13 protein-coding genes are annotated in these 20,555 nt (G+C 63.8%); 2 read left to right on the top strand and 11 right to left on the bottom strand.

Annotation, left to right across the window (positions count from 1 at the left end; genetic code table 11):
* Positions 1 to 19: 19 nt before the first annotated feature.
* The 9 genes from rfbG to AAC050_RS05960 form a co-directional block, all read right to left on the bottom strand.
* Complete coding sequence (rfbG, locus tag AAC050_RS06000; protein ID WP_339914157.1) at positions 20 to 1,108, bottom strand: CDP-glucose 4,6-dehydratase; 1,089 nt, start codon at positions 1,106 to 1,108, stop codon at positions 20 to 22.
* Positions 1,093 to 1,875 (bottom strand): glucose-1-phosphate cytidylyltransferase, encoded by a 783-nt coding sequence (rfbF, locus tag AAC050_RS05995; protein ID WP_339914156.1) that lies wholly within the window; start codon positions 1,873 to 1,875, stop codon positions 1,093 to 1,095. Before rfbF ends, rfbG begins: the two co-directional genes overlap by 16 nt.
* On the bottom strand, positions 1,872 to 3,644 hold the full coding sequence (locus AAC050_RS05990; RefSeq protein ID WP_339914155.1) for a thiamine pyrophosphate-binding protein: 1,773 nt from the start codon (positions 3,642 to 3,644) through the stop codon (positions 1,872 to 1,874). The genes rfbF and AAC050_RS05990 overlap by 4 nt, the downstream gene beginning before the upstream one ends.
* A complete protein-coding gene (locus AAC050_RS05985; RefSeq protein WP_339914154.1) occupies positions 3,641 to 4,720 on the bottom strand; it encodes a 3-dehydroquinate synthase family protein in 1,080 nt (359 codons plus the stop codon). The genes AAC050_RS05990 and AAC050_RS05985 overlap by 4 nt, the downstream gene beginning before the upstream one ends.
* Positions 4,704 to 5,438, bottom strand: a complete 735-nt coding sequence (locus AAC050_RS05980) for an SDR family oxidoreductase (RefSeq protein WP_339914153.1) — start codon at positions 5,436 to 5,438, stop codon at positions 4,704 to 4,706. Before AAC050_RS05980 ends, AAC050_RS05985 begins: the two co-directional genes overlap by 17 nt.
* 74 nt (positions 5,439 to 5,512) lie before the next feature.
* Positions 5,513 to 6,292 (bottom strand): aldolase/citrate lyase family protein, encoded by a 780-nt coding sequence (locus tag AAC050_RS05975; RefSeq protein ID WP_339914152.1) that lies wholly within the window; start codon positions 6,290 to 6,292, stop codon positions 5,513 to 5,515.
* Between the two features lie 359 nt (positions 6,293 to 6,651).
* Entirely contained in the window at positions 6,652 to 9,081 is a 2,430-nt protein-coding gene (locus tag AAC050_RS05970; RefSeq protein WP_339914151.1) for a glucan 1,4-alpha-glucosidase, read from the bottom strand.
* 73 nt (positions 9,082 to 9,154) lie between these two features.
* A complete protein-coding gene (locus AAC050_RS05965) occupies positions 9,155 to 10,708 on the bottom strand; it encodes an MFS transporter (protein WP_339914150.1) in 1,554 nt (517 codons plus the stop codon).
* Positions 10,705 to 12,759 (bottom strand): glycoside hydrolase family 97 protein, encoded by a 2,055-nt coding sequence (locus AAC050_RS05960; RefSeq protein ID WP_339914149.1) that lies wholly within the window; start codon positions 12,757 to 12,759, stop codon positions 10,705 to 10,707. Before AAC050_RS05960 ends, AAC050_RS05965 begins: the two co-directional genes overlap by 4 nt.
* A gap of 113 nt (positions 12,760 to 12,872) precedes the next feature.
* Between AAC050_RS05960 and AAC050_RS05955 the strand changes: the two genes are divergently transcribed.
* A complete protein-coding gene (locus AAC050_RS05955; protein WP_339914148.1) occupies positions 12,873 to 13,886 on the top strand; it encodes a LacI family DNA-binding transcriptional regulator in 1,014 nt (337 codons plus the stop codon).
* Positions 13,887 to 13,891: 5 nt separating this feature from the next.
* On the opposite strand, the gene AAC050_RS05950 is transcribed toward AAC050_RS05955, so the two are convergent.
* Positions 13,892 to 15,529: an alpha-amylase family glycosyl hydrolase gene (locus tag AAC050_RS05950; RefSeq protein WP_339914147.1), complete on the bottom strand. Its 1,638-nt coding sequence runs from the start codon at positions 15,527 to 15,529 to the stop codon at positions 13,892 to 13,894.
* Entirely contained in the window at positions 15,526 to 17,334 is a 1,809-nt protein-coding gene (locus tag AAC050_RS05945) for an alpha-amylase family glycosyl hydrolase (RefSeq protein WP_339914146.1), read from the bottom strand. Before AAC050_RS05945 ends, AAC050_RS05950 begins: the two co-directional genes overlap by 4 nt.
* 290 nt (positions 17,335 to 17,624) lie before the next feature.
* On the opposite strand from AAC050_RS05945, the gene AAC050_RS05940 reads away from it, so the two are divergent.
* The gene (locus tag AAC050_RS05940) at positions 17,625 to 20,354 is read left to right on the top strand and encodes a TonB-dependent receptor (protein WP_339914145.1); all 2,730 of its coding nucleotides are present in this window, start codon (positions 17,625 to 17,627) and stop codon (positions 20,352 to 20,354) included.
* The last annotated feature ends 201 nt before the right edge of the window (positions 20,355 to 20,555 follow it).

Raw genomic sequence — 20,555 nt, 5'->3', positions numbered from 1 at the left:
GTCGGAGAATCCTTGGCGTTCAGGCATCAATATAGGTGTCGAGTTGTCGCATCGAGACCGCGCGCATGTCATCGCCCGCCCCGAAGGCGCGGTACCAGTCGGCGGTTTTCTCAATCATTGTGCGAGGCGACCACCGGGGCGTCCAGTTCAATTCCTGGCGAGCCTTGGTGTGGTCAAGCGTCAGTAACGTTGCCTCGTGCACCGCATTGGGTTCGCGGCGCACCTCATAGCGGGCATCTCCGCCCCAGCTTTCAACCAGCATGTCGGCGACGTCGCCCACCGCGATGTTCCCCTCGGCATTGGGACCAAAATTCCAGGCCGGCGGCGTCTCTGCCGGGGTAGAGACAAGCCTTTCGACGGCCAGCAGATATCCGCACACGGGCTCCAGCACATGTTGCCACGGGCGGACGCCCTCGGGCCTGCGCAGGATGGCGGGTCGATGTGCGGCGAACGCGGCCACCAGATCGGGGACCAGACGGTCCTGGGACCAGTCGCCGCCACCCACGACGTTCCCGGCGCGCCCGGAACCCAGCGCCTGCCCCGGCTGCTTCGAAAAGAAGGACCACCAGTAGGACTGGGTCACCAGCTCAGCGCAGGCCTTGGAATTACTGTACGGATCCTTGCCGCCCAGACGGTCGGTTTCGCGATAAGGCCACATCTGCTCGAGGTTCTCGTAGCATTTGTCTGTGGTGACGATCAGGGTCGCTGCCACGCCGCCGCCCGTCCGGACCTGTTCCAGAAGATTGGCCGTTCCCATGACATTGGTGGAATAGGTGTCCAGGGGATCCGCATAAGAAGCGCGCACCAGGGGCTGGGCCGCCATGTGGATCACAATGTCGGGGCGAAAGGCGTCGAACGCACGGCCGAGCGCCGCCGTGTCGCGAATGTCGCCGATCACCGACGCGGTGCAGGCTTCCTCGACACGCGCCGCCTCAAACAGGCTGGGGGTGGTGGACGGAGGCAAGCTGTAGCCGCCTACTTCGGCTCCCAAACGGTGAAGCCACAGGGCCATCCAGCCGCCCTTGAAGCCGGTGTGACCGGTCAGGAAAACGCGCCGGCCACGCCAGAAGTCAGGTGAGGGCAGGGCCGACGTCACCACGACTTCCACGGGGCACCTTCAGCCCACAACTCCTCAAGGTGCTGCTTGTCGCGAAGGGTGTCCATGGGCTGCCAGAAGCCGTCGTGGCGAAAGGCCATCAGTTCACCGCGAGACGCCAAGGCCTCGAGCGGGCCCTTTTCGAAGACCGTCTCGTCACCTTCGATCAGATCGAGCACGTTGGCGTTGAGCACGAAATAGCCGCCGTTGATGTAGCCACCTTCATTGTGGGGCTTCTCGACGAAATGGGTGACGGCGTCGCCGTTCATCTCCAGCGCTCCGAAGCGCGCAAGGGGGGTGGTCGCCGTGACGGTGGCGCTTTTGCCGTGGCGACGGTGGAAATCGATGGTCGCCCCGATGTCGACGTCGCACACCCCGTCGCCATAGGTCATGCAGAAGAATGGCTCGTCACGGACATAGTCGGCGACACGACGGATGCGACCGCCGGTCAGGGTTTCGGGACCAGTGTCCACCAGGGTGATCCGCCACGGCTCGGCGTTGCTCTGATGCACCGACACCTGGCCGTTCGCCAGATCAACTGTGATGTCGGCGTTCTGGTGAGAATAGGTGAGGAAATACTCCTTGATCCTGTGTCCCAGATAGCCGCAGCAAATCACGAAGTCATTCACGCCATAGTGGCTGTAGCTCTTCATGATGTGCCAGAGGATCGGGCGTCCGCCGATCTCGACCATGGGCTTGGGCCGCACGACTGTCTCCTCGGCGATGCGGGTGCCTTTGCCGCCGGCCAGGATCACAGCCTTGATGGGTCTATCGGTCATGGGTTGCTCTCTATAGTCGGCAGATAGACACCGACCCGTGCAGCCAGAGTCTCGTCAAGCGGCGGGGTCATTCGATGCAGCGGGTTGGAGACCATCCCGCCGCCGTCCACCATCCTGCTGGTGATACGGGGGAAGTAGGTCTGCTTTTCATCGATCGGTACGATGAAGGCCTGAGGGCCGCGGCCATTGAAACGTGCGAGGAACTCGGGATCGCTCTCGAAACCCGCTGACAGCCGCAAGCTAGGCACTCCCCACGCGTCAAACAGCCTCCCCCAGTCGGGCAACCCAAGCCCCGTGGATCGATCGCAACCTACATAGCGGCCATTGAAATAATTGATCTGCACTGACCGGATCGAGGCGTAGCCATTGTCATCGAATATGAAAATCTTGAGGTCGAGGTTGTTCACGGCGGCGGTGCCGATCTCCTGCAGGTTCTGCGAAAACCCGCCGTCGCCCTCGACGAGGATTGTCCGGCGGCCTGAGGCGATGGCCGCGCCGATCGCTCCGCTGAGGCCATAGCCCATAGCGGCCAGGCCCTTATTCGTGACCATGACCTGTCCGGGCTTGGTCTCGAAGGTCTGCATCATCACGGTGAACGCCCCGCCGCTGCTGCAGGGAATGATCACGTCCGTGGGGGTGCAAAGTTCGCCCAGGGTGGCGGCGACGACGTAGGGAGAAATAAAGCCCTCGCCGGTATGGTTGTCCTCGATCTGCGAGATTGACGCCCGAACCTGGCGGCAATAGGCCAGCCAGTCGGCGTGCTGCCCCAGGTTGAGCGATAAGAGGTCCGACAGCAGGGCGTTAGCGTCGACCTGGAGGGCCACGGCCGTGCGGGGATGACCCTTGTTCAGTTCTTGCGGATCCAAATCGACGTGTACAACGTCGCCGACCGGCGCAAACTCTTGCCAGTTGAAGCCTGTCTGCTGGAAGCCGAGCCGCGTCCCCAGCGCCACCACCAGATCCGCCTGCTGGACGATCAGGTTGGCGGATCTCTGGCCCCATGTGTTGGTCCGGCCGACGTAGGCCGGGTGGTCGGGACCCATTCTGTCGGCACCATTCCAGGTCGTGGCGACCGGCACTCCTGCAGCCGCCAGCTGGTCCGCAAGGCCTTGCGCCACGTCGCGCCGGACTCCGCCACCGATCAGCAGCACCGGACGCTGTGCTTTCGCAATACGCGTTGCGAGGTCCTCGACCTGTTGGGTTGTTGCGCGCGGCGGTGCCGGGGGCGACGGGGCGGGCGTGTCGAGCGCAGCGGGATCAACCTCGCGTCCCTGGATGTCCAGCGGGATCTCCACGAAGACCGGCCCCTTGCGCCCGTGGCTGCCAGCCTCCGTTCGCGCCAGGAAGTCTGCTCTGTCCAGAACGCCCTCGACTGTCGAGGCGTGGACGGTGATGGACCGCGCAATCGAGACGCCGTCGATCTCCTGGATGCCGCGCTGACGCACTTGACCACGGGCCAGGTCGGCGGTCTTCACCTGCCCACCCAGCACCAGCAGTTCCCGGCTCTCCAGCCAGGCCCCCGATATGGCCGTGACAAGGTTCGTCATGCCGGGCCCTGCGGTGACCAGGGCCAAGGCCCTGGGTCCGCCCGCAGTTGCGTTGAAATACTCGACCGCGATGCCGGCGGCCACCTCATGGACCACCGCCACGCAGGTCATCTTGCGGCTGCAGCTGTCCAACAGGTGCATGATGTTGCCGCCGCCGACGTAGAAGCAGTGGGTATAGCCCTGCGCCACCAGCCAATCGACCATCAGGTCACTGTATTTCATGCGGCGTACCGTTCTGTCATGTCGTTGAAGGCCGCGCGGAGGTTGATTTCCGCGGCCGGATCGCGCGGAATCATTATGCGTTCGACGCCGCCACCCTCGCGGGCGATTACGACGGCGAACTGATCGCGGGTATGTTTCTTGTCAGAATGGAATGCGGCGATCAGGTCGTCAACCTTCATGTCGCCCACTGCATCCCGGAGGTCGGGCACCTGGCGCAACAGGCCGTCGATGTGGCCTTCCATCGTCGCGGGCAGGCTCCCTTCGGGGTAGGCCCGGCCCAGGAGGCGACCCATCGTACCGGCCGCCATGATACCGAGGCCGACCGCGACACCGTGCGAAATTCGGAACTTCGACGCCGATTCCACGGCGTGGCCGAATGTATGCCCGTAATTCAACAGAAGCCGCTCGTTGCTGTCGAACTCGTCGATCTCCACAAACCATTTCTTGGCCGAGAGGCTGAGGCTGATCACCTGGGTCAGGACGTCAGGCCCGGAGTCTATCGTCGGCTTCAGGGCCATGTACGCCTCGAAGGTCTCGTTCGATCTGGCGAAGCAGATCTTGGCCGCCTCTGCGAGGCCGGCCACCATCTGGTCCGGTGCGAGCGTCGCGCACAGAGTAGGGTCTATTTCGATGGCGCGCGGAGGATGGATGGTACCGACGATATTCTTGTAGGTGTCGACATTGATCGAGGACTTGCCGCCGATGCAGCTGTCGACCATGGCCAACAAGGTGGTGGGAACGTAGTCCCACTTGACGCCGCGCATGTAGACCGACGCGACGAAGCAGGCGACATCCTGGACGATACCGCCACCTGCCGCGACGATCGTCGTCGACCGCGAAACGCCGGATTTGCGCAGGGCGGTGATGAGCGCCGGCATCTGGTCGAGGCTCTTGGTTGACTCGAGGGCCGGCAGATTGACCGTGCGAACACCGGCCGACTTCAGATAGTCGGTGAAATATTCGTCGCACAGGACGACGATGTCGCCGCCACGCTCGATGATTGCGTCCAGGGCACCGCGCCGGATCGTTACCGGATAGCTCCCGCTGGCTGATGTGATTTCAAACGATGCGGACATGACTGTACCCCAAGTCGACCGCGATCGACTGTCCGGTTATGCCGGTGTTTCTCGACGAGCAAAGGAAAGCAATCGTCGACGCTACCGCCTGCGGCGTAGGCAACGCATCAAACAGGGTGGCCTCCCCGATGGCGGCGATTTGGTCGGCTGACAGCGCGGCCCGTGTCATCGGCGTGTCGAGGACTCCTGGCAGAACCGCATTGATCAGGTGGCCGTCTGCACCCAGGTCGGCGCTGGCCGATCGCACCAGCCCGCCGATTGCCGCCTTTGTCATGGCATAGGACAATTTATTCTGGCGTGCGCGGTTCTGCCAGATGGAGCTGACCACACACAAACGCGCGCCTTGCGGTCTCAACATCGATGCGGCGAGCAACTGCCGCAGCGTGGTCACGACAAATAGGCAATTGGTGCGATACAGATCCAGCGCGGCGTCCTCGTCGGCGCTGTAGATACTGTCGGAGATATTTGCGCCCTGGGCCCAGCAAACGGCGTCGAACGGGCCGTTCTCTTCGAGCGCTGAACCCGCTATCGGGTGCAGGCTCGCGTCGAGCGTTACCCATGTGCCTGGTGCTCCGCCGGGGGGACGAGGTGCCCGTGTCACCGCCGTCACCGCCCAGCCGTCGTCAGACGCCGCATCCACGACAGCCTGACCTATGGCTCCGGACGCGCCGAAAACCAGGATGCGCCAAGGGCCCTGTCCGGACTGACTAGAATTCACGTCTCATTCCTCGCGGAGCAGTCCCGATAAGGCCCGGTATTGACGATCAGATCTGTTCGGGGATCTTCGCGATCTTATGCCAGGCGGGTCTCGATCATCGCAATCCGTTTGGCGTCTTCCTGACCGATGCTGCTGTAATAGTCGCGTTTGTTCTGCAGCCAGGCAAGCTCGAACTTGACGGCGTTCTCGATGCTCGCTTCGATGTTGGAAGTGTGCAGGGCGTCGCCTGCGAAGATTACCTTGCGCGTCTCAAAGCGATCCAGGCGCACGGCGTGCAGTTCCCGCAGGGCGTCGATGCTGGCGGTGGAAACAGATCCACCGACCACCAGCTTCATGTCATTGGCGCGGGCAGCCCGCGCAATGGTGAGGCCGGCATCGGTGATCGCGCGCGTATTAATGTCACCGCGCGGCAGACCACGCGACAGCGTGAAGTCGACCCGACCGAAAACGATGCCGTCGACCTTGCCGCGCCCTGCTTCGATCATTCCGTCCAGGTTCTGCAGCGTCGTTTCGGTCTCCAGGTTGAACAGGAACTCGGTCTGCGTCTGTTCGTCGGTGTTATGGGTCTTGTCCTTGGCCTCGATGAATTTCTGCAAGGCGTAGGGAGTCTCGACCATGGGCGCGATGATGTAATCAATACCATAGAGCTTGCTGGACAGCAGGTCCGTTACAGCCTCGCAGCCGCCGATCTTGAGCGCGACCTTCAGGTCGGCGCGGTGGGCCAACTCCAGTAGGCGAAGAAGTTCGTCGGGACGGGTGCCTTCCGCCTCAAATTCGGCCTTGACTGCGACGACTCCAAACTCGCCGCGCCCACGCTTTAGCAGCTCAAGCATGATGCGTTCTGCGTGATTCATTTAAACATTCCCGAGCGAAATCATAGGTTATAGAGGGGCGCACGCATAGCATGCTATTTCTGGCACCCCCTGTTGAGGTGTTCATCCCCAAAGGTAAGGCTCAGGTCAAGGAAAAAAGGGTGCTGACTGAATCCTCCCTAGTTCAAAGACCTAGCTATCTAGCATTACAATTGCATTCTGGAGTAGATACAGGCGCGTTGAGCGGAATCCTGATGCGTTTTTCGTCAGGTGGACCTGGCGATGATATGACAGGCGGATACGTCGATACGCGAGCCGGATGGGGATGCGGCGAACCATCCTGGATGGCCCGGCGGATCAGAGGCGGGCCGCGGTCGTGACGGCGTTGGGGGCCAGCCCGATTAACGTCGCACCGGGTTGGGGACGGCAGAGTCATCCCGACCCGGGCGATTGGCATACCGTTCCTCGACGGGAGCATAGCGATCCCATACCGCCCGGTCGGCCAGTGAGCGCAGCAGCTTGATATATTCCGCGTGGGACCAGGCAAGGGGCGTGGCGGAGTTGGTGCCTTGACCGGAGGCGTACTGGTGGGGGGTCGCATTGCCGACGCTGTCCCAGACCTGTTCGGGTAGCAGAAGGCCGTCGTTGGCGAAGGATTCCATGCCGTGGACGTAGGTCCGGCGGATCGCTTCGAAGGTGGAGGCCGGGGCCCCTGTTTTCAGGGCAAGGGCGATCTCGTAATGGCCGCGTTCGCCGGTGAAGATCGGCCAGACCCGGCCGCGCTGACCGGGGGTCATGCCGCCCACACCGTAGTTTCCGCCTGTTTCGGTGTTCTCGCCGTAGCCGTCATTGCCATAGCGCCGCCAGCCCGGTGACCCCGCCAGATTATAGTGGACCCGGAACCGCGCCTCGCGTTGCTGGTCATCGTATTCGGGCAGGCTGGCGGTGATCGACGGAGCATCGGCGGCGCGCACGCCGTAACGAACCAGTTCCAGGAATCCCCCGTCGATGATGCGGTCCTCGGGCTCGGCGGGCTGGCCGTTGTTCTCACCCAGCAGTCCGTGATCGTCGGGGTTCTGGTTGCGGCTCAGGCGCAGGAAATAGTGGCCGTCACCGTAGTCGCCGGTGGTGGTGAACATCCGGGCCTCGACCTTTGAGGCATAGTCGTCGGCGGCGGCCAGATAGCGCACGGCCGAGGCCGGGTCACCTGAGGCGCGGGCGATGTCGGCGGCGACGGTCAGGCCGGTGATGACGGCGGCGGTGGTGGAGGGGGAATAGCCTTCCTGCTCCTCCCAGCGTTCCTGCTGGGTCCAGGGCGGGGTGACCTGTCGGTCGTTCCACAGGAGGCCGGCCTTGCCGCCGTCGACCAGGAAGTCGGCCGCCGGCTTGATCATGCGCGCGTACATGCCGGTCAGTTCTGCGTCGCCGATGCGGCCGGCCTTCCACAGCTTCCAGCCGAGCATGATGGGCATGGCGGTCTGGTCCAACTGAACGCCGACCCACTCAATCTTGCCGTCGACATGGGTCTTCTGCAGGAACCAGCCGGTGGCCCCGGTATTGCCGGGCGTTTCGGCGCGGACCTGAACCTGGGGGAGATAGCGGAAGGCGGCGACCGGTGTCTCGGTGTCACCCAGCGCCATCAGGGCCATGGCGACCTGATAGAAGTCGCGTGGCCAGACCGCCTTGTAGCCGGTCGAGGATTCGGTCGCGTCGACGGTGTCGCCCCAGGGATTGGACAGGGAGGCGATCAGGGCCCCGGCATAGGTGCGGTCCTCCTGGACCTTCAGCATCAGGGCCGAGGCGTAGGCCAATCGACCGCCGTCCGTGGACTGTTCAGCGAGGCGAGGGAGCTCGGAAAGGGAGCCGACGTAGTCTTCCCACCCGATCCGTTGGCCTTCGCCGTTGAAGCGGGCGAGGACTTCGTCGAGGCCTGTCCGGAACGGCACCTCGGTCTGCCGCTCGGCGTTGAGGCGACTGTCGCCGAAGCCGATAACGAAATCACGGCCGACGCTCTGCCCCGCCCGGACCCTGGGCAGGGCCCCTGTCAGCATGATGTTGCCGGGCTGATCGCCGGTTGAGGAATAGACGTTGTCGAGCCCGCCGTCGGCAAGGTCTGTCAGGCCGTCCGAAACCCCGACGAAGCCAACGCTGACCTGATCAAACGGCTGATCGGGCAACACGGCCAGATGAACAGAACCTTCTGAGGCATGGAGCGCTGAGCGGGTGGCATCGCCATGATCGCCGACCCCGGTGTTGGCCATGTGCGGTTCGAGCAGCAGATAGGGGGTGATGTCGCCCTTCAGGGCGCGGATGGTCGCGCGCACCACCAGGCTCTGGCTGTCCGGGTCGGTGTAGATGCGCTTCTCGATCTCGTAGCGACCCTGTCTGTCGGTGGTGATGACGCGATAGGCCGGAGACAGGGGGCGGCCCTGCGCGTCCGTGTGCAGATATTCTGTGCGGCTGGTGGTGTCGGTTCCCTCGACCGACAGGCCCGAGTCCGTGACCACGGCGAACCGCATCTGTTTGATCTGGGCCTCGTGGATCAGCCCGTACATGGTTTCGGTCAGAATGCCGTTGGCGAGCGAGAACCAGACTTTGGACACCACGCCGGTCGGGCCTCCGTCGCGATACCGGCCGTCGACATAGGCCTCGTAGGATGCACCGGCCCCGGTCTTGGTGGCGTTGGACCAGGTTGGAGTCTCGCCGGGTGCGCCGGGCGCGGTCTGGATGTGTCCGTCGACGGCTTCCGTCGGCACGTGCTGGGGCAGCGTGGCGCAGGCTCCGAGGGTGATCAGGGCTGTACCGGCGAGGAGGCTGAAGATCGTGCGCATGAGAGAGCTCGTCAGATTGGAGGCAGCAGGAAGGTAAGGGGGGCGGGCCGTTGCGCGCGGCGGCGATCCACGCTCATGCCCCCGACACCCGGGGTTCGGACACTTTCAGGCTGGCGAGAGCGGCGACGAAGAAACTAACGCCGCCGAGGACGAGGGCCCAGATCGCCTGGCCGTCAAACAGACTCTTCAGGATCAGGCCGAGAATGGTCGCGGCCAGCAGCTGGGGGACCACGATGAAGATGTTGAAGATGCCCATATAGACGCCCATTTTGCGTCCGGGGATGGCGCTGGCCAGAATGGCGTAAGGCATGGACAGGATCGAAGCCCAGGCGATGCCGACACCGATCATCGGCAGCCACAGCAACTGCGGGTCACGGATCAGGAAAATACCGATCAGGCCGATGCCGCCGAGCGCCAGGTTGATCGCGTGGGCTCCACGCCGACCAGTGCGGCGGGCGATGACCGGAATGGCGAAGGCGGTCAGGGCGGCGACCCCGTTATAAACGCCGAACAGCACACCGACCCAGTTGGCACCCTCGTTATAGGCAGCTGACGTCGTGTCGGTGGTCCCGTAGTGGACGGCGGTGACGGCGGCCGTGGTGTATATCCACATCGAGAACAGGGCGAACCAGCTGAAAAACTGGACGACCGCTAGGCCGCGCATCGTCTTCGGCATGCGGAACACATCATCGATGATCTCGGTCAGGCTGTTCGAGGCCCGCGCCCGATGCATCAGCCCGACGGCAATTTGCAGAAGGCCGAAACCGGCAAGGAATCCGGCGAGAACATAGAGTTCCTTCTCGATGCCGAATGCCCAGACACTGTACAACCCGGCGAGGCCGAGAATAGTCCACGCGGCACCTCCCAGCATATAGATCCTGGCCGACCGGGCCGGTGCCTGGCTGTCATTCGGGCGAGAGGAGGCGAGGCCCACGCTGCGAGCGGTTTCGAACGCGTCGATCTCTGAAGGATTGTATTCGCGGGTTGAGATCACGGTCCACAGGACGGCCGCCAGCAGGCCTGCCGCCCCGATGTAGAAGGCCAGTTTGACCGAGTCCGGGGTAACGCCTTCGGGGGCGGTGGAGACGACGTGGAAGACGTTGGCCAGCAGCCAGGGCAGGCAGGAGGCGAACACCGCTCCGGTGCCGATGAAGAAGGTCTGCATGGCATAGCCGGCGGTGCGCTGCTCGTCGGGCAGGTTGTCGCCGACGAAGGCGCGGAACGGTTCCATCGTGACGTTGATCGAGGCGTCCATGACCCACAGGGTCGCCGCCGCCAGCCACAGGCTGGGCGCGTTCGGCATATAGATCATCGCTGCCGAGGTCAGGATGGCCCCGACCAGGAAATAGGGACGTCGCCGTCCCAGTGGACCCCAGGTCCGGTCGCTGAAATGGCCGATAATGGGCTGGACCAGCAGGCCGGTCAGGGGGGCAGCGATCCACAGGATGGCCAGATTGTCGACCTGGGCCCCGAGGGTCTGGAAGATCCGGCTGGCGTTGCCGTTCTGCAAGGCGAAACCGATCTGGATGCCGAAGAAGCCGACACACATATTCCAGATGGCGAGCTGGCTGAGGCGGGGACGAACCCGTGGGGTCAGGACGGTGGCGTCGGAGGTGGGGGCGCTCATCGGGTGGATCTCCGGCCCAGGGCGACGAAGCGGATGGCCTGTCCGCCGCCGGGGGCGAGGCGCAGGTCGAGGGTATCGGCCGAGGTGACCTCGCGGCTTTCGATGACGATATCCTCGCGGCGGCCGTCGCGCGGATTCCAGTTGGCCGCGGGACCGTCGCGATAGATTTCGGCGCGGTAACGGCGACCTGGGTCGAGGAAGCCCAGCGGCGCGGTCAGGTTGCGGCCCGACTCGTCGGTGATGGCCCCCAGATACCAGTCGTCGGAGTGGCGGTCCTTGCGGACGATGGTGACATAGTCGCCGATCTCGCCGTTCAGCACCCGGGTGTCGTCCCAGTCGGTCGGGACGTCGCGGATGAAGCGGAATGGTCCGGGGTTGGCCTCGTAATTCTCCAGCAGGTCGGCGGCCATCTGGATCGGGCTGTAGAGTGTCACATACAGGGCCAGCTGCTTGGCCCAGGTGGTGGCCACGCCGTCCGGCGCGCGGGTGACCATGCCGAAGATGCCCGGGGTGAAGTCCATCGGTCCGGCCAGCAGCCGGGTGAAGACCAGATTGACCTCGTGCTCGGGTGGGTTCCCCGGTTGACCCCAGGCATTGTATTCCATGCCCCGTGCGCCTTCACGCGAGACCCAATTGGGCCAGGTGCGGCGCAGGCCGGTGTCCTTGATCGGCTCATGGGCGTTGATGGCGACCTGATGGGCGGCGGCGGCCTGGACAACGGTCAGGTGGTGACGGGCCATGGCCTGGCTCTCATGCCAGGCGAGGGTCGGCTGTCCGTCAGGTCCGGCGACACGCGCGCCGCCGGCGTCGGCGACATAGCCGGTCTTGACCGCATGGATGCCGAGCCTCTGGTCCAGGGCGAACCCGGCCTCCATCTGTTGCTCGTAGTGGAAGGCGTTGCCGCCGGTCTCATGGTGACCGATGATCTGGACGCCCTTCGCGCGGGCATAGGCGGCGACCCGTTCGAGGTCGAAGTCCGGGTAGGGTTCGGTGAAGCTGTAGTCCGCGCCATTGCCGAACCAGTCGCCGTCCCAACCTGTGTTCCAGCCTTCGATCAGCACGCCGCCGAAACCGTTGGTGGCGGCGAAATCGATATGGCGCAGGGCGTTCTCGGTCGTTGCCCCGTGGTGGGGACCCGATGACCATGTGGACCGGTCCAGATGCATTTCCCACCAGATCCCGACGTATTTCATCGGCTTGAACCAGCTGACGTCACCGATCGCATTGGGTTCGTTGAGGTTCAGGATCAGGTTCGACATGACCAGACCGCCCGCGGTGTCGGTGATCTCGAGTGTGCGCCACGGAGTCGGGAAGGGGGCCTCGCGCTCGACCGCTGCATTGGTGAATCCGGGGGTCAGGGCGGCGCGGAAGCGGCGACCCTCGACCCGCTGCAGGTTCATACCGGCGTAGTCGACCAGGGCCGCCTCGTGGATCGAGACATGCAGACCGGAGTCGGTGCGCAGCGTGATCGGGGTCTGGGACACGCCGACCGCGTCGATCGGGGTCCGGTTGTAGAGATATTCAGCCCGGTTCCATTCGAACCCGGGGATCCACCAGGCCGTGCCGGGCTCGGCGATGTTGAACTCGGTCAGTTCCTGGCCGATGCGGACCGTCCGCAGCGCGGCCTGATCGGGGAATTCGTAACGGAAGCCGACCCCGTCGTCATAGAGGCGGAATACCATATCGAAGCGCCGCATCAGTTCCGAGGTCTCGGTCAGGGTGACGCGCATCTCGTTGAAATGATTTCGGACGAAGCGTCGCTCACCCCAGGGCTGCTCCCACGTCTCGTCGACGGAGCGGGTCGCACCGGGGGTCAGGGCCAGGTGTCGGTCCAGCTTGGGGGCGTCGGTCAGGATGAAACCGAGTCGGGACGGGGCGATCACCGGACGTCCCATCCGGGTGACCGCATAGCTGGGCCGACCGTCGTTGTCGGTGGTTACCTCGACCGCCAGGACATGGCCGGGGGACTCAACCCGGGCCACAGCCGGTGTCTGGGCCAGGGCCGGCGACGAGATGGCAAGGGCGATCAAGGCCATACATCGCAAAAGCATCGGAGTTTTCATGACAAAATCCCATCGCCATTGCTTGCCAAAGGGTGTTGCGGCAGCGCAGAAGGCTGAATAACAAGTTTTGCACCAAATTTTGCAGACGGAGCCGTCATCCAGTGAGCCGCAAGACCACACGTCTCGAGGACCTCGCCCGGATGGCGGGGGTGTCGATCTCGACCGCGTCGCGGGCGCTGAACGACAATCCGGCGGTGAATGCCCGGACGAAACAGAAGATCTGGAAGCTGGCGCGCGATCATGACTACCCGTTCCGCCACTATATGCCTGCCGGTCCGATCGGGGCAGAGGCGACCATCGCCCTGGTCGCGCCGCGCCCGCAAGGCAGGGAAGGGCGTCTGTCCGACCCCTTCTTTCTGGAGCTCCTCGCCGGGGTCGGCGAGGCCGCCCGGGAGCGGGGCTGCGACCTGATCATCAGCCATGTGACGCCGGCGACCTATGAGGACCTGCTGGCCGCCATGACCACCAGTCGGGCGGACGGCGTGATCTTCCTGGGGCAGAGCACCCTGCATGCCGCCTTCAACCGGTTGGTCGAGACCGAGGGTCGGTTTGTGGTCTGGGGGGCTGAACTGCCGGACCAGACCTATTGTTCGGTGGGGTCGGACAATACCGCCGGAGGCCGACGCGCGACGGCGCATCTGGCGCGACTGGGCCGCAAGCGCATCGCATTTCTGGGGGATCTGGATCCGCCCGAGGCCATGCAGCGCCACCGGGGCTATCTGGAGGCAGTCGAGAGCGCCGGACTGGGCGTCGATCCCGAGTTGATCGTCAGTGCCCATTTTGAGGTTGAGTCGGCCGAGGCCTCGGTGGACTCCATGATCCGCCGCGGCCTGCAGTTCGATGGCGTGGTCTGCGCCAGTGACCAGATCGCGTTGGGGGCGATGCGGGCCCTGCAGCATGCCGGTCGCAGCGTTCCCGGTGACGTCTCGGTGATCGGTTTCGACAATGTGCCGTTCAGCCGCTATAGCCGCCCCGCCCTGAGCACCATGGCCCAGGACACGATGAAAGCCGGGCGTCTGATGGTCTCGAAACTGCTGGACCACGCAGGGGACGTGGTCGGTCGTTCGGAGCGACTTCCCACCGACTTGATCGTTCGCGAGAGCTGCGGCGGCTGAACGTCTCATCCGTCAGGTTCAGCTAGCAGCAGGCCGGCGAGCGGTGGCAGGGTTCCGGCGGGGGCTCCGTCCAGATTGACCGCCTCGACCACCCGCCAACTGGTGGGTGGGGACCAGGCCGTCGTCTCATGACCCAGATTGAACGCACACAGTAGTCTTGTGGGGCTCTGGCCGCGTTCGAACACCAGCAGGGGCTCGGGAGCCTCGACCGGGGTCAGGTTCCCGACCCTCAGGGCCGAATGGTTCCGGCGTAGCCGGATCAGGCGGCGCGCCACGTTCAGGGTCGAACGTGGATCATGTTCCTGGACATCGACCGACAACGGAACATGCCGGGGATCCACCGGAAGCCAGGGCTCGGTGGTCGAGAAGCCGGCATGGGACTGATCGGCATGCCAGGGCATGGGTGTCCGGGCCCCGTCACGACCGAGGGTGGCCGGCCAATTGGCGATGGCTTCGGGGTCAACCAGCCGGTCAAACGGCACATTGCCCTGTGGCAGACCCAACTCCTCACCCTGATAGATGAAGGCATTGCCGCGCAGGGCCATCAGCAGCAGCAGACTCATCTCGGCCATGGCCTTCAGGTCGCGACCCTCGGCCCAGCGCGAGACGGCCCGCGGGGCGTCGTGGTTCGAGAAGGTCCAGGACGGCCAGCCCCGCCCCGTTTCGGCTGGCCACAGGGTCATGCCGTGCTGGATCAGTTCGGTCTGGAGCCGTTCGGCATAGAGATAGAGGAAGCCGTAGGCGCTGTTCAGGAGATCCGGCCCCGCCGTGTAGGCCTGCATCTCCCGCTCAGCCTGTTCTCCGCCGACCTCGGCCACGAGGAAGCGTCCGCCATAGCTATCAGTCAGCCGCCTGAGCCGCGTCAGAAATACAGTGATGTCGCCGTGGGACTGGTTGTGGAAATGGTGTTGGAAATCGAACGGTCGGGTTCGTTTGCCGAGGGTCAGGACCGGCGGATTATCGGTCAGGTCCGGGTCGTGCATGGCGAAATTGATCGCGTCGAAGCGGAAGCCGTCGACGCCGCGATCCAGCCAGAAGCGGGCGCTCGCGAGCAGGGCCTCCTGGACTTCGAGATTGCGGACGTTGAGGTCCGGCTGCTCCTTCAGGAAATTGTGCAGATAGTACTGGCCGCGGCGGGCGTCCCAGGTCCAGGCCGCCCCGCCGAACACCGACTGCCAGTTCGATGGCGGGGAGCCGTCCGGTTTGGCGTCAGCCCAGACGAACCAGTCGGCCTTCGGATTGCTCGCGTCGCGGCGGCTCTCCACAAACCAGGGATGGGCGTCTGAGGCGTGGGAGAAGACCTGGTCGATGATGACCTTGAGCCCCAGCTCATGGGCCCGGGCGACGAGGGTGTCGAAATCTGCAAGCGTCCCGAATACAGGATCGACGCCGCAATAGTCCGAAACGTCATAGCCGAAGTCCTTCATCGGCGAGGTGAAGAAGGGCGATAGCCAGACGCCGTCGACGCCGAGCGATGCGATGTGATCCAGGTGGGCGGTGATGCCGGGCAGGTCACCAATGCCGTCACCGTCGCTGTCGGCGAAGCTGCGGGGATAGACCTGGTAGAGGACCGCGCCGCGCCACCATTCCGCGTCTTCAGCCTGTGGCGTCGGGGAGGCGACCGAAAGAGTCTGAACGTTCAAGGCACACCTTCGGAGACACAGATCACATAGTCGAGCGCGGGCACGGTCACCGTCAGGCTGCCGGGCGCACTCGTGGTCGGGGCGCAGGTGCCGTAGGCTGTTGTCCAGATCCGGGAGGCCGGATCGACCGCGAGGTTCGCCGTCATCGCCCCGGATGACGTGTTGAACACCACCAGGGTCTCACCGCCGTGGTCGTCCAGGCGGGACAGGGCCAGCAGGCCCGGCTCGCGATCGGCGCGACGAACAAGCTGGCGTCCGTGCCGCAGCCGTGCGTCGGCGGCGCGGATCCGGGTCATGGCAGCGATGCGCGTGTAGAGCGTGGCCTGCCGGTCGAACGGGCCCGACGCGGTGCCGATGCGGCGATCATCGGCATAGTCGGGGGTGCGGGTCTCGAACATGTCCTGCCGTGAGGCCTTGTCGTCGCCGTCGCCGGTGAAGCCCTGTTCGTCGCCGTAATAGATGATCGGTACGCCCCGTCCGAAGAGGATCAGCGCATGGGCCAGGGTCGTTCGGGCCAGCAGGTCTTCGTCATCGATCCCGGGCCGGGCGTTCAGGATCAGGCGTCCGATCCGGCCCATGTCGTGATTGCCGGAGAAGGTCGGCAGCCGTCGGGCGGCTGCCTCTCCCCCTGCGTAGAGCGGGTCATTGGCCAGGACGCCGGCCAGCCGATCAGGGGCGGCGGTTCCGGAAACCATTTCCTGGACAGCCCGCTGGACCGCGAAATCGAGCACGCTGGGCAGGCCGTCGACCACAGTGTGGCGTGCCAGCGTCCCGGCGTCGAAATCATAGGTCTCGCCGAAGATGTGGAAGTTCGGAATCCCCCGGGCCCGGGCCCGGGCCAGCATGGCCGGCACGAAGGTCTGCCAGAATTCGGGGTTCACATGGCGGGCGGTGTCGATGCGGAAGCCGTCGATGCCGTAGGTGTCTATCCATGCGCCATAGATATCGATGAAGCCCTGGACTACGCGCGGATGTTCCGTGAACAGGTCGTCGAGGCCGGAGAAGTCCCCGTCCAGGGCGCTCTCGCCGTACCAGGCGCTGTTGCCGCGGTTATGATAATAGATCGGATCGTTCAGCCAGGCCGGTGATTTGACAGTCGCCTCGGCCTCGGGAACGAACGGCGTATAGGCGTAGTCGGGTCGCGTCAGACGGGCGAAGTCGGCAGCGTCGCCGTCACCGCGGAAACCGTCATTGACCGGTTCGCCGTCGAGCCCGCCGCGGCGCTGGTACGGATAGTCGGCCTTCCAGTGATAGTCGCAGGCATTGTCCGGACATTCCCGGTACCGGATCACATCGGCGGTGTGGTTGATGACGATGTCCAGATAGACCTTCATGCCCCGTGCATGGGCCGCCTCGACCACGGCGTGGAAGTCGTCATTGGTGCCGAGATGGGGATCGACCCGGGTGAAATCGGTGATCCAGTAGCCATGATAGGCGGCGCTTTCGGCCCCGGGTGGTCCCTGTACCGGCTTGTTGACGAAGACCGGGGCGATCCAGACGGCGGTGGCTCCAAGGCCCTGGATATAGTCCAGCCGCGTGGTCAGGCCCTGCAGGTCACCGCCGTGATAGAAGCCGCGGTCAGTCGGATCGAACCCGTGCGAGAGGCGATCGCCGGACAGGCCACCGCGATCGTTGGACGGGTTCCCGTTCTCGAACCGGTCTGGCAGCAGGAAATAGATGACCTCATCTTCGGGGGGGCGCTGCCGGAAATCATCCCGGGCGACGGCCGCACCGGCCCAGGCCAACAGGGTCAGGGCACAGGCCGTCGCAATCCGCCTGCAGCGCCAGGCCGTGCCCGTTTCCATGAGTTTCGTCCCTCCGCAGTGCCGGGCGATGCAATGCCGTCCGATCAAGTTGCATGATTTTGCAGTGGACGGGACGGGTGTCAACCGACGACAGCTCACTGGTTTTTGGCCTGCGCACATACAGAAGGTCCGTGCTGCAGTGCGATATTCAGGGTTTCGGTCACCAGATATCGAGCGCGGCGGCGTAAATCTGCAACATTACCGACTTGCAAGGTTGCCAGAAGTTTGCATAAGTTTGCGACGGCAACCGGATCGCATCACCAGAATCGCGACGGCCAAGGGAGGATGAGATGAGACAACACTTCAGCCGGCGTTCGCGCCTGATGACGGGCGGTGCCTTCGGAGTCGCCATCATTCTGGGGATGGCCGGCGCTGCCGAGGCGCAGACGCGACCGCGGGGGCCTGACGCTCCCGTGACCGAGGTCGAGGAGATCGTTGTCACCGGCATCCGTGCGGGGATCGAGAATTCCATCGCGGCCAAGCGCGATAACACCTCGATCGTCGAGGTCGTGACCGCCGAGGACATCGGCAAGCTGCCGGATGTCTCGATCGCGGAATCGCTGGCGCGACTGCCGGGTCTGACAGCTCAACGCCTTGACGGGCGCAGCCAGGTCATTTCGATCCGTGGGCTGGGACCGGACTTCACGACGGCGCTTCTGAATGGTCGCGAGCAGGTCACAACGGGTGATAATCGCGGCGTCGAGTTCGATCAGTATCCGTCCGAGCTTCTGTCCGGTGTCATTGTCTACAAGACGCCGGATTCGGCCTTGGTCGGCCAAGGTCTGGCCGGTACGGCCGACCTGCGTACGGTTCGCCCGCTTGAATTCGGGCACCGCGCCATCGCCGCCAACGTTCGTTACGAAGTGAATGACATCGGGGCCCTGAATGCGGGCACGTCCGATCATGGTGTTCGCTACAGCGTCTCGTTTATCGACCAGTTTGCGGACAATACGATCGGGCTCGCGCTGGGCTATGCCCATATGACCTCGCCCTACCAGTCCGAGCGTTTCAACGCCTGGGGCTACCCCGAGGTTTCGCCTGGGACCCGCGTGATCGGTGGCAGCAAGCCCTATGTGATGTCGTCAGAGCTGGAGCGTGACGGCTATATGGGCGTGCTCGAATTCCGCCCGAACGATCGCTGGCACACTACGCTGGACGCCTTCTATTCCAAGTTCGACAACACCCAGATCCTGCGGGGCATCGAGCTTCCGCTGCAGTGGTCGTCGGCGTCCCTTCAGCCAGGGTATACGGTTGAAGACGGCATGGTCACCCAGGGCCAGTTCACCAATGTCCGTGGTGTCGTTCGCAATGACGTCAATACCCGGGCCAGCGAAATTAAGGCATTCGGTTTCAACACCGACTACACGCCCAATGATCGCTGGAGCTTTGTGGCCGACATAAGTTACTCGGGCGTCGACCGTACCGACCAGATCATTGAAAGCTATTCCGGTACCGGCGACAACGGATCTGGGGCTGCCGATACGCTGTCGTTCCGCATTGACGGTGTGGGTATCCCGCAGTTCGACAACACCCTGGACTACGCTGACTTTAACCTCATTCGCCCGAGCAGCCCCCAGGGCTGGGGCGGAGATGTAATTCCGGGTGGCCAGGATGGCTATCTGAACAGCCCGACCATCACCGACGAATTGTTCGCTACGCGGCTGCAGGCCACGCAGCGTTTTGACGCCGGCCCGTTCAAATCGGTCGATATCGGCATCAATTTCAACCACCGCCAGAAGGAGCTGATCGCGGACGAATGGTTCCTCGGCGTCGCCGGCGGTGGCACCCCGGTGGTCCCGGATCAGTACCGGCTCGCACCGACCTCGCTCGCCTTCATCGGCATCCCGGGTATGATCAGCTACGATACCCTAGGGCTGATCCACAGTGGTTTCTACGATCTGGTCCGCAACCCGAACGCGGATGTTCTCGCCAAGAATTGGAAGGTCGAGGAGCAGATTATTACCTCGTTCATTCGCGCCAATCTTGATTCCACGTGGGGCCATGTACCGGTCACCGGCAATTTCGGCTTCCAAGTGGTGTCTGTAGACCAGAGTTCGAGCGGCTATGCTGCCACCGGTTCGGGTTCCGGTACCCTGTCCACGCCCATCTCCGGCGGCGACAAATACATTGAGTTCCTGCCGAGTGGTAACCTGATCTTCGAGATCGGGGACCAGCGCTTCCTGCGTCTGGCCGCCGCCCGGACCCAGGCCCGTCCGCGCATGGACGAGATGCGTGCCTCGCAGACCTTCGGCTTCAACAGCGCGAGGAATGTCCCGGGGGCGACGGTCGATAGCTCGCCCTGGAGTGGCAATGGCGGTAATCCGGAACTGAAGCCTTGGATCGCCAATGTTTTCGACATCTCGGTCGAGCAGTATTTTGGCCGCTCCGCCTATGTGTCTCTGGCCGGGTTCTACAAGGAGCTGGACACCTATATTTACAATCAGAACCAGGTTTTCGACTTCACCGGTTTCCCCAACGGCGGCATCACGCCTGTCATCAACCAGGGCATCGTTTCCGTTCCTGCGAACGGCACGGGCGGCGAGCTTTATGGCGTCGAGTTTGCGGTCTCCACGCCGTTCGGCTTCATCTCGCCCTGGCTTGAAGGCTTCGGCGGTCAGTTCTCGGTGTCCTCGACGAAGAGCAACATCCAGCCGGATCCGGGCAATCCTGCCACCCCCATTCCCGGTCTGTCGGAGACTGTCGCCAATCTGACAGTCTACTATGAGAAGGATGGCATTCAGGCCCGCGTCAGCAGCCGCTACCGGTCAGAATTCCTGGGAGAGGTTGCGGGCTTTGGCAATGGCCGGACCCTGCGTCAGGTCGGAGCCGAAAACATCATCGACGCCCAGATCGGCTACCAGTTCCAGTCCGGTCCGCTGGAAGGTCTGTCGGCCCTGTTCCAGGTCAACAATCTGACGGACGAGCCCTTCTATACATACGAAGCCAATGACCGTCGCCGGATCATCGACCACCAGGTGTACGGCCGGACCTATCTGATCGGTCTCAACTACCGCTACTAGAGGCCAGCTCCGCAGGAACGGGCCGTTTCGGGAGACCGAAGCGGCCCGCTTTCCGGTGGGAGACATGTCCCAGGTTCGGATGCGGGCTGATCTGAAAGCGTCTGGACGGGACCGATATTCGGTGAAAACAGTTGTGGCAGGCATCATGCGCGTTGATCGCACGCCCATCGGGGGAATGAGATGACGGATATCCAGACGCCG

Source organism: uncultured Brevundimonas sp., assembly GCF_963974615.1.
GTDB lineage: Bacteria > Pseudomonadota > Alphaproteobacteria > Caulobacterales > Caulobacteraceae > Brevundimonas.
This window is presented reverse-complemented; position numbering and strand designations above follow the sequence as displayed.

Excerpts from the sequence above, each read along its gene's own strand:
- rfbF (WP_339914156.1), bottom strand. The coding sequence starts at position 1,875 with ATGACCGATAGACCCATCAAGGCTGTGATCCTGGCCGGCGGCAAAGGC.
- AAC050_RS05990 (WP_339914155.1), bottom strand. The coding sequence starts at position 3,644 with ATGAAATACAGTGACCTGATGGTCGATTGGCTGGTGGCGCAGGGCTAT.
- AAC050_RS05985 (WP_339914154.1), bottom strand. The coding sequence starts at position 4,720 with ATGTCCGCATCGTTTGAAATCACATCAGCCAGCGGGAGCTATCCGGTA.
- AAC050_RS05975 (WP_339914152.1), bottom strand. The coding sequence starts at position 6,292 with ATGAATCACGCAGAACGCATCATGCTTGAGCTGCTAAAGCGTGGGCGC.
- AAC050_RS05970 (WP_339914151.1), bottom strand. The coding sequence starts at position 9,081 with ATGCGCACGATCTTCAGCCTCCTCGCCGGTACAGCCCTGATCACCCTC.
- AAC050_RS05965 (WP_339914150.1), bottom strand. The coding sequence starts at position 10,708 with ATGAGCGCCCCCACCTCCGACGCCACCGTCCTGACCCCACGGGTTCGT.
- AAC050_RS05960 (WP_339914149.1), bottom strand. The coding sequence starts at position 12,759 with ATGCTTTTGCGATGTATGGCCTTGATCGCCCTTGCCATCTCGTCGCCG.
- AAC050_RS05945 (WP_339914146.1), bottom strand. The coding sequence starts at position 17,334 with ATGGAAACGGGCACGGCCTGGCGCTGCAGGCGGATTGCGACGGCCTGT.
- AAC050_RS05940 (WP_339914145.1), top strand. The coding sequence starts at position 17,625 with ATGAGACAACACTTCAGCCGGCGTTCGCGCCTGATGACGGGCGGTGCC.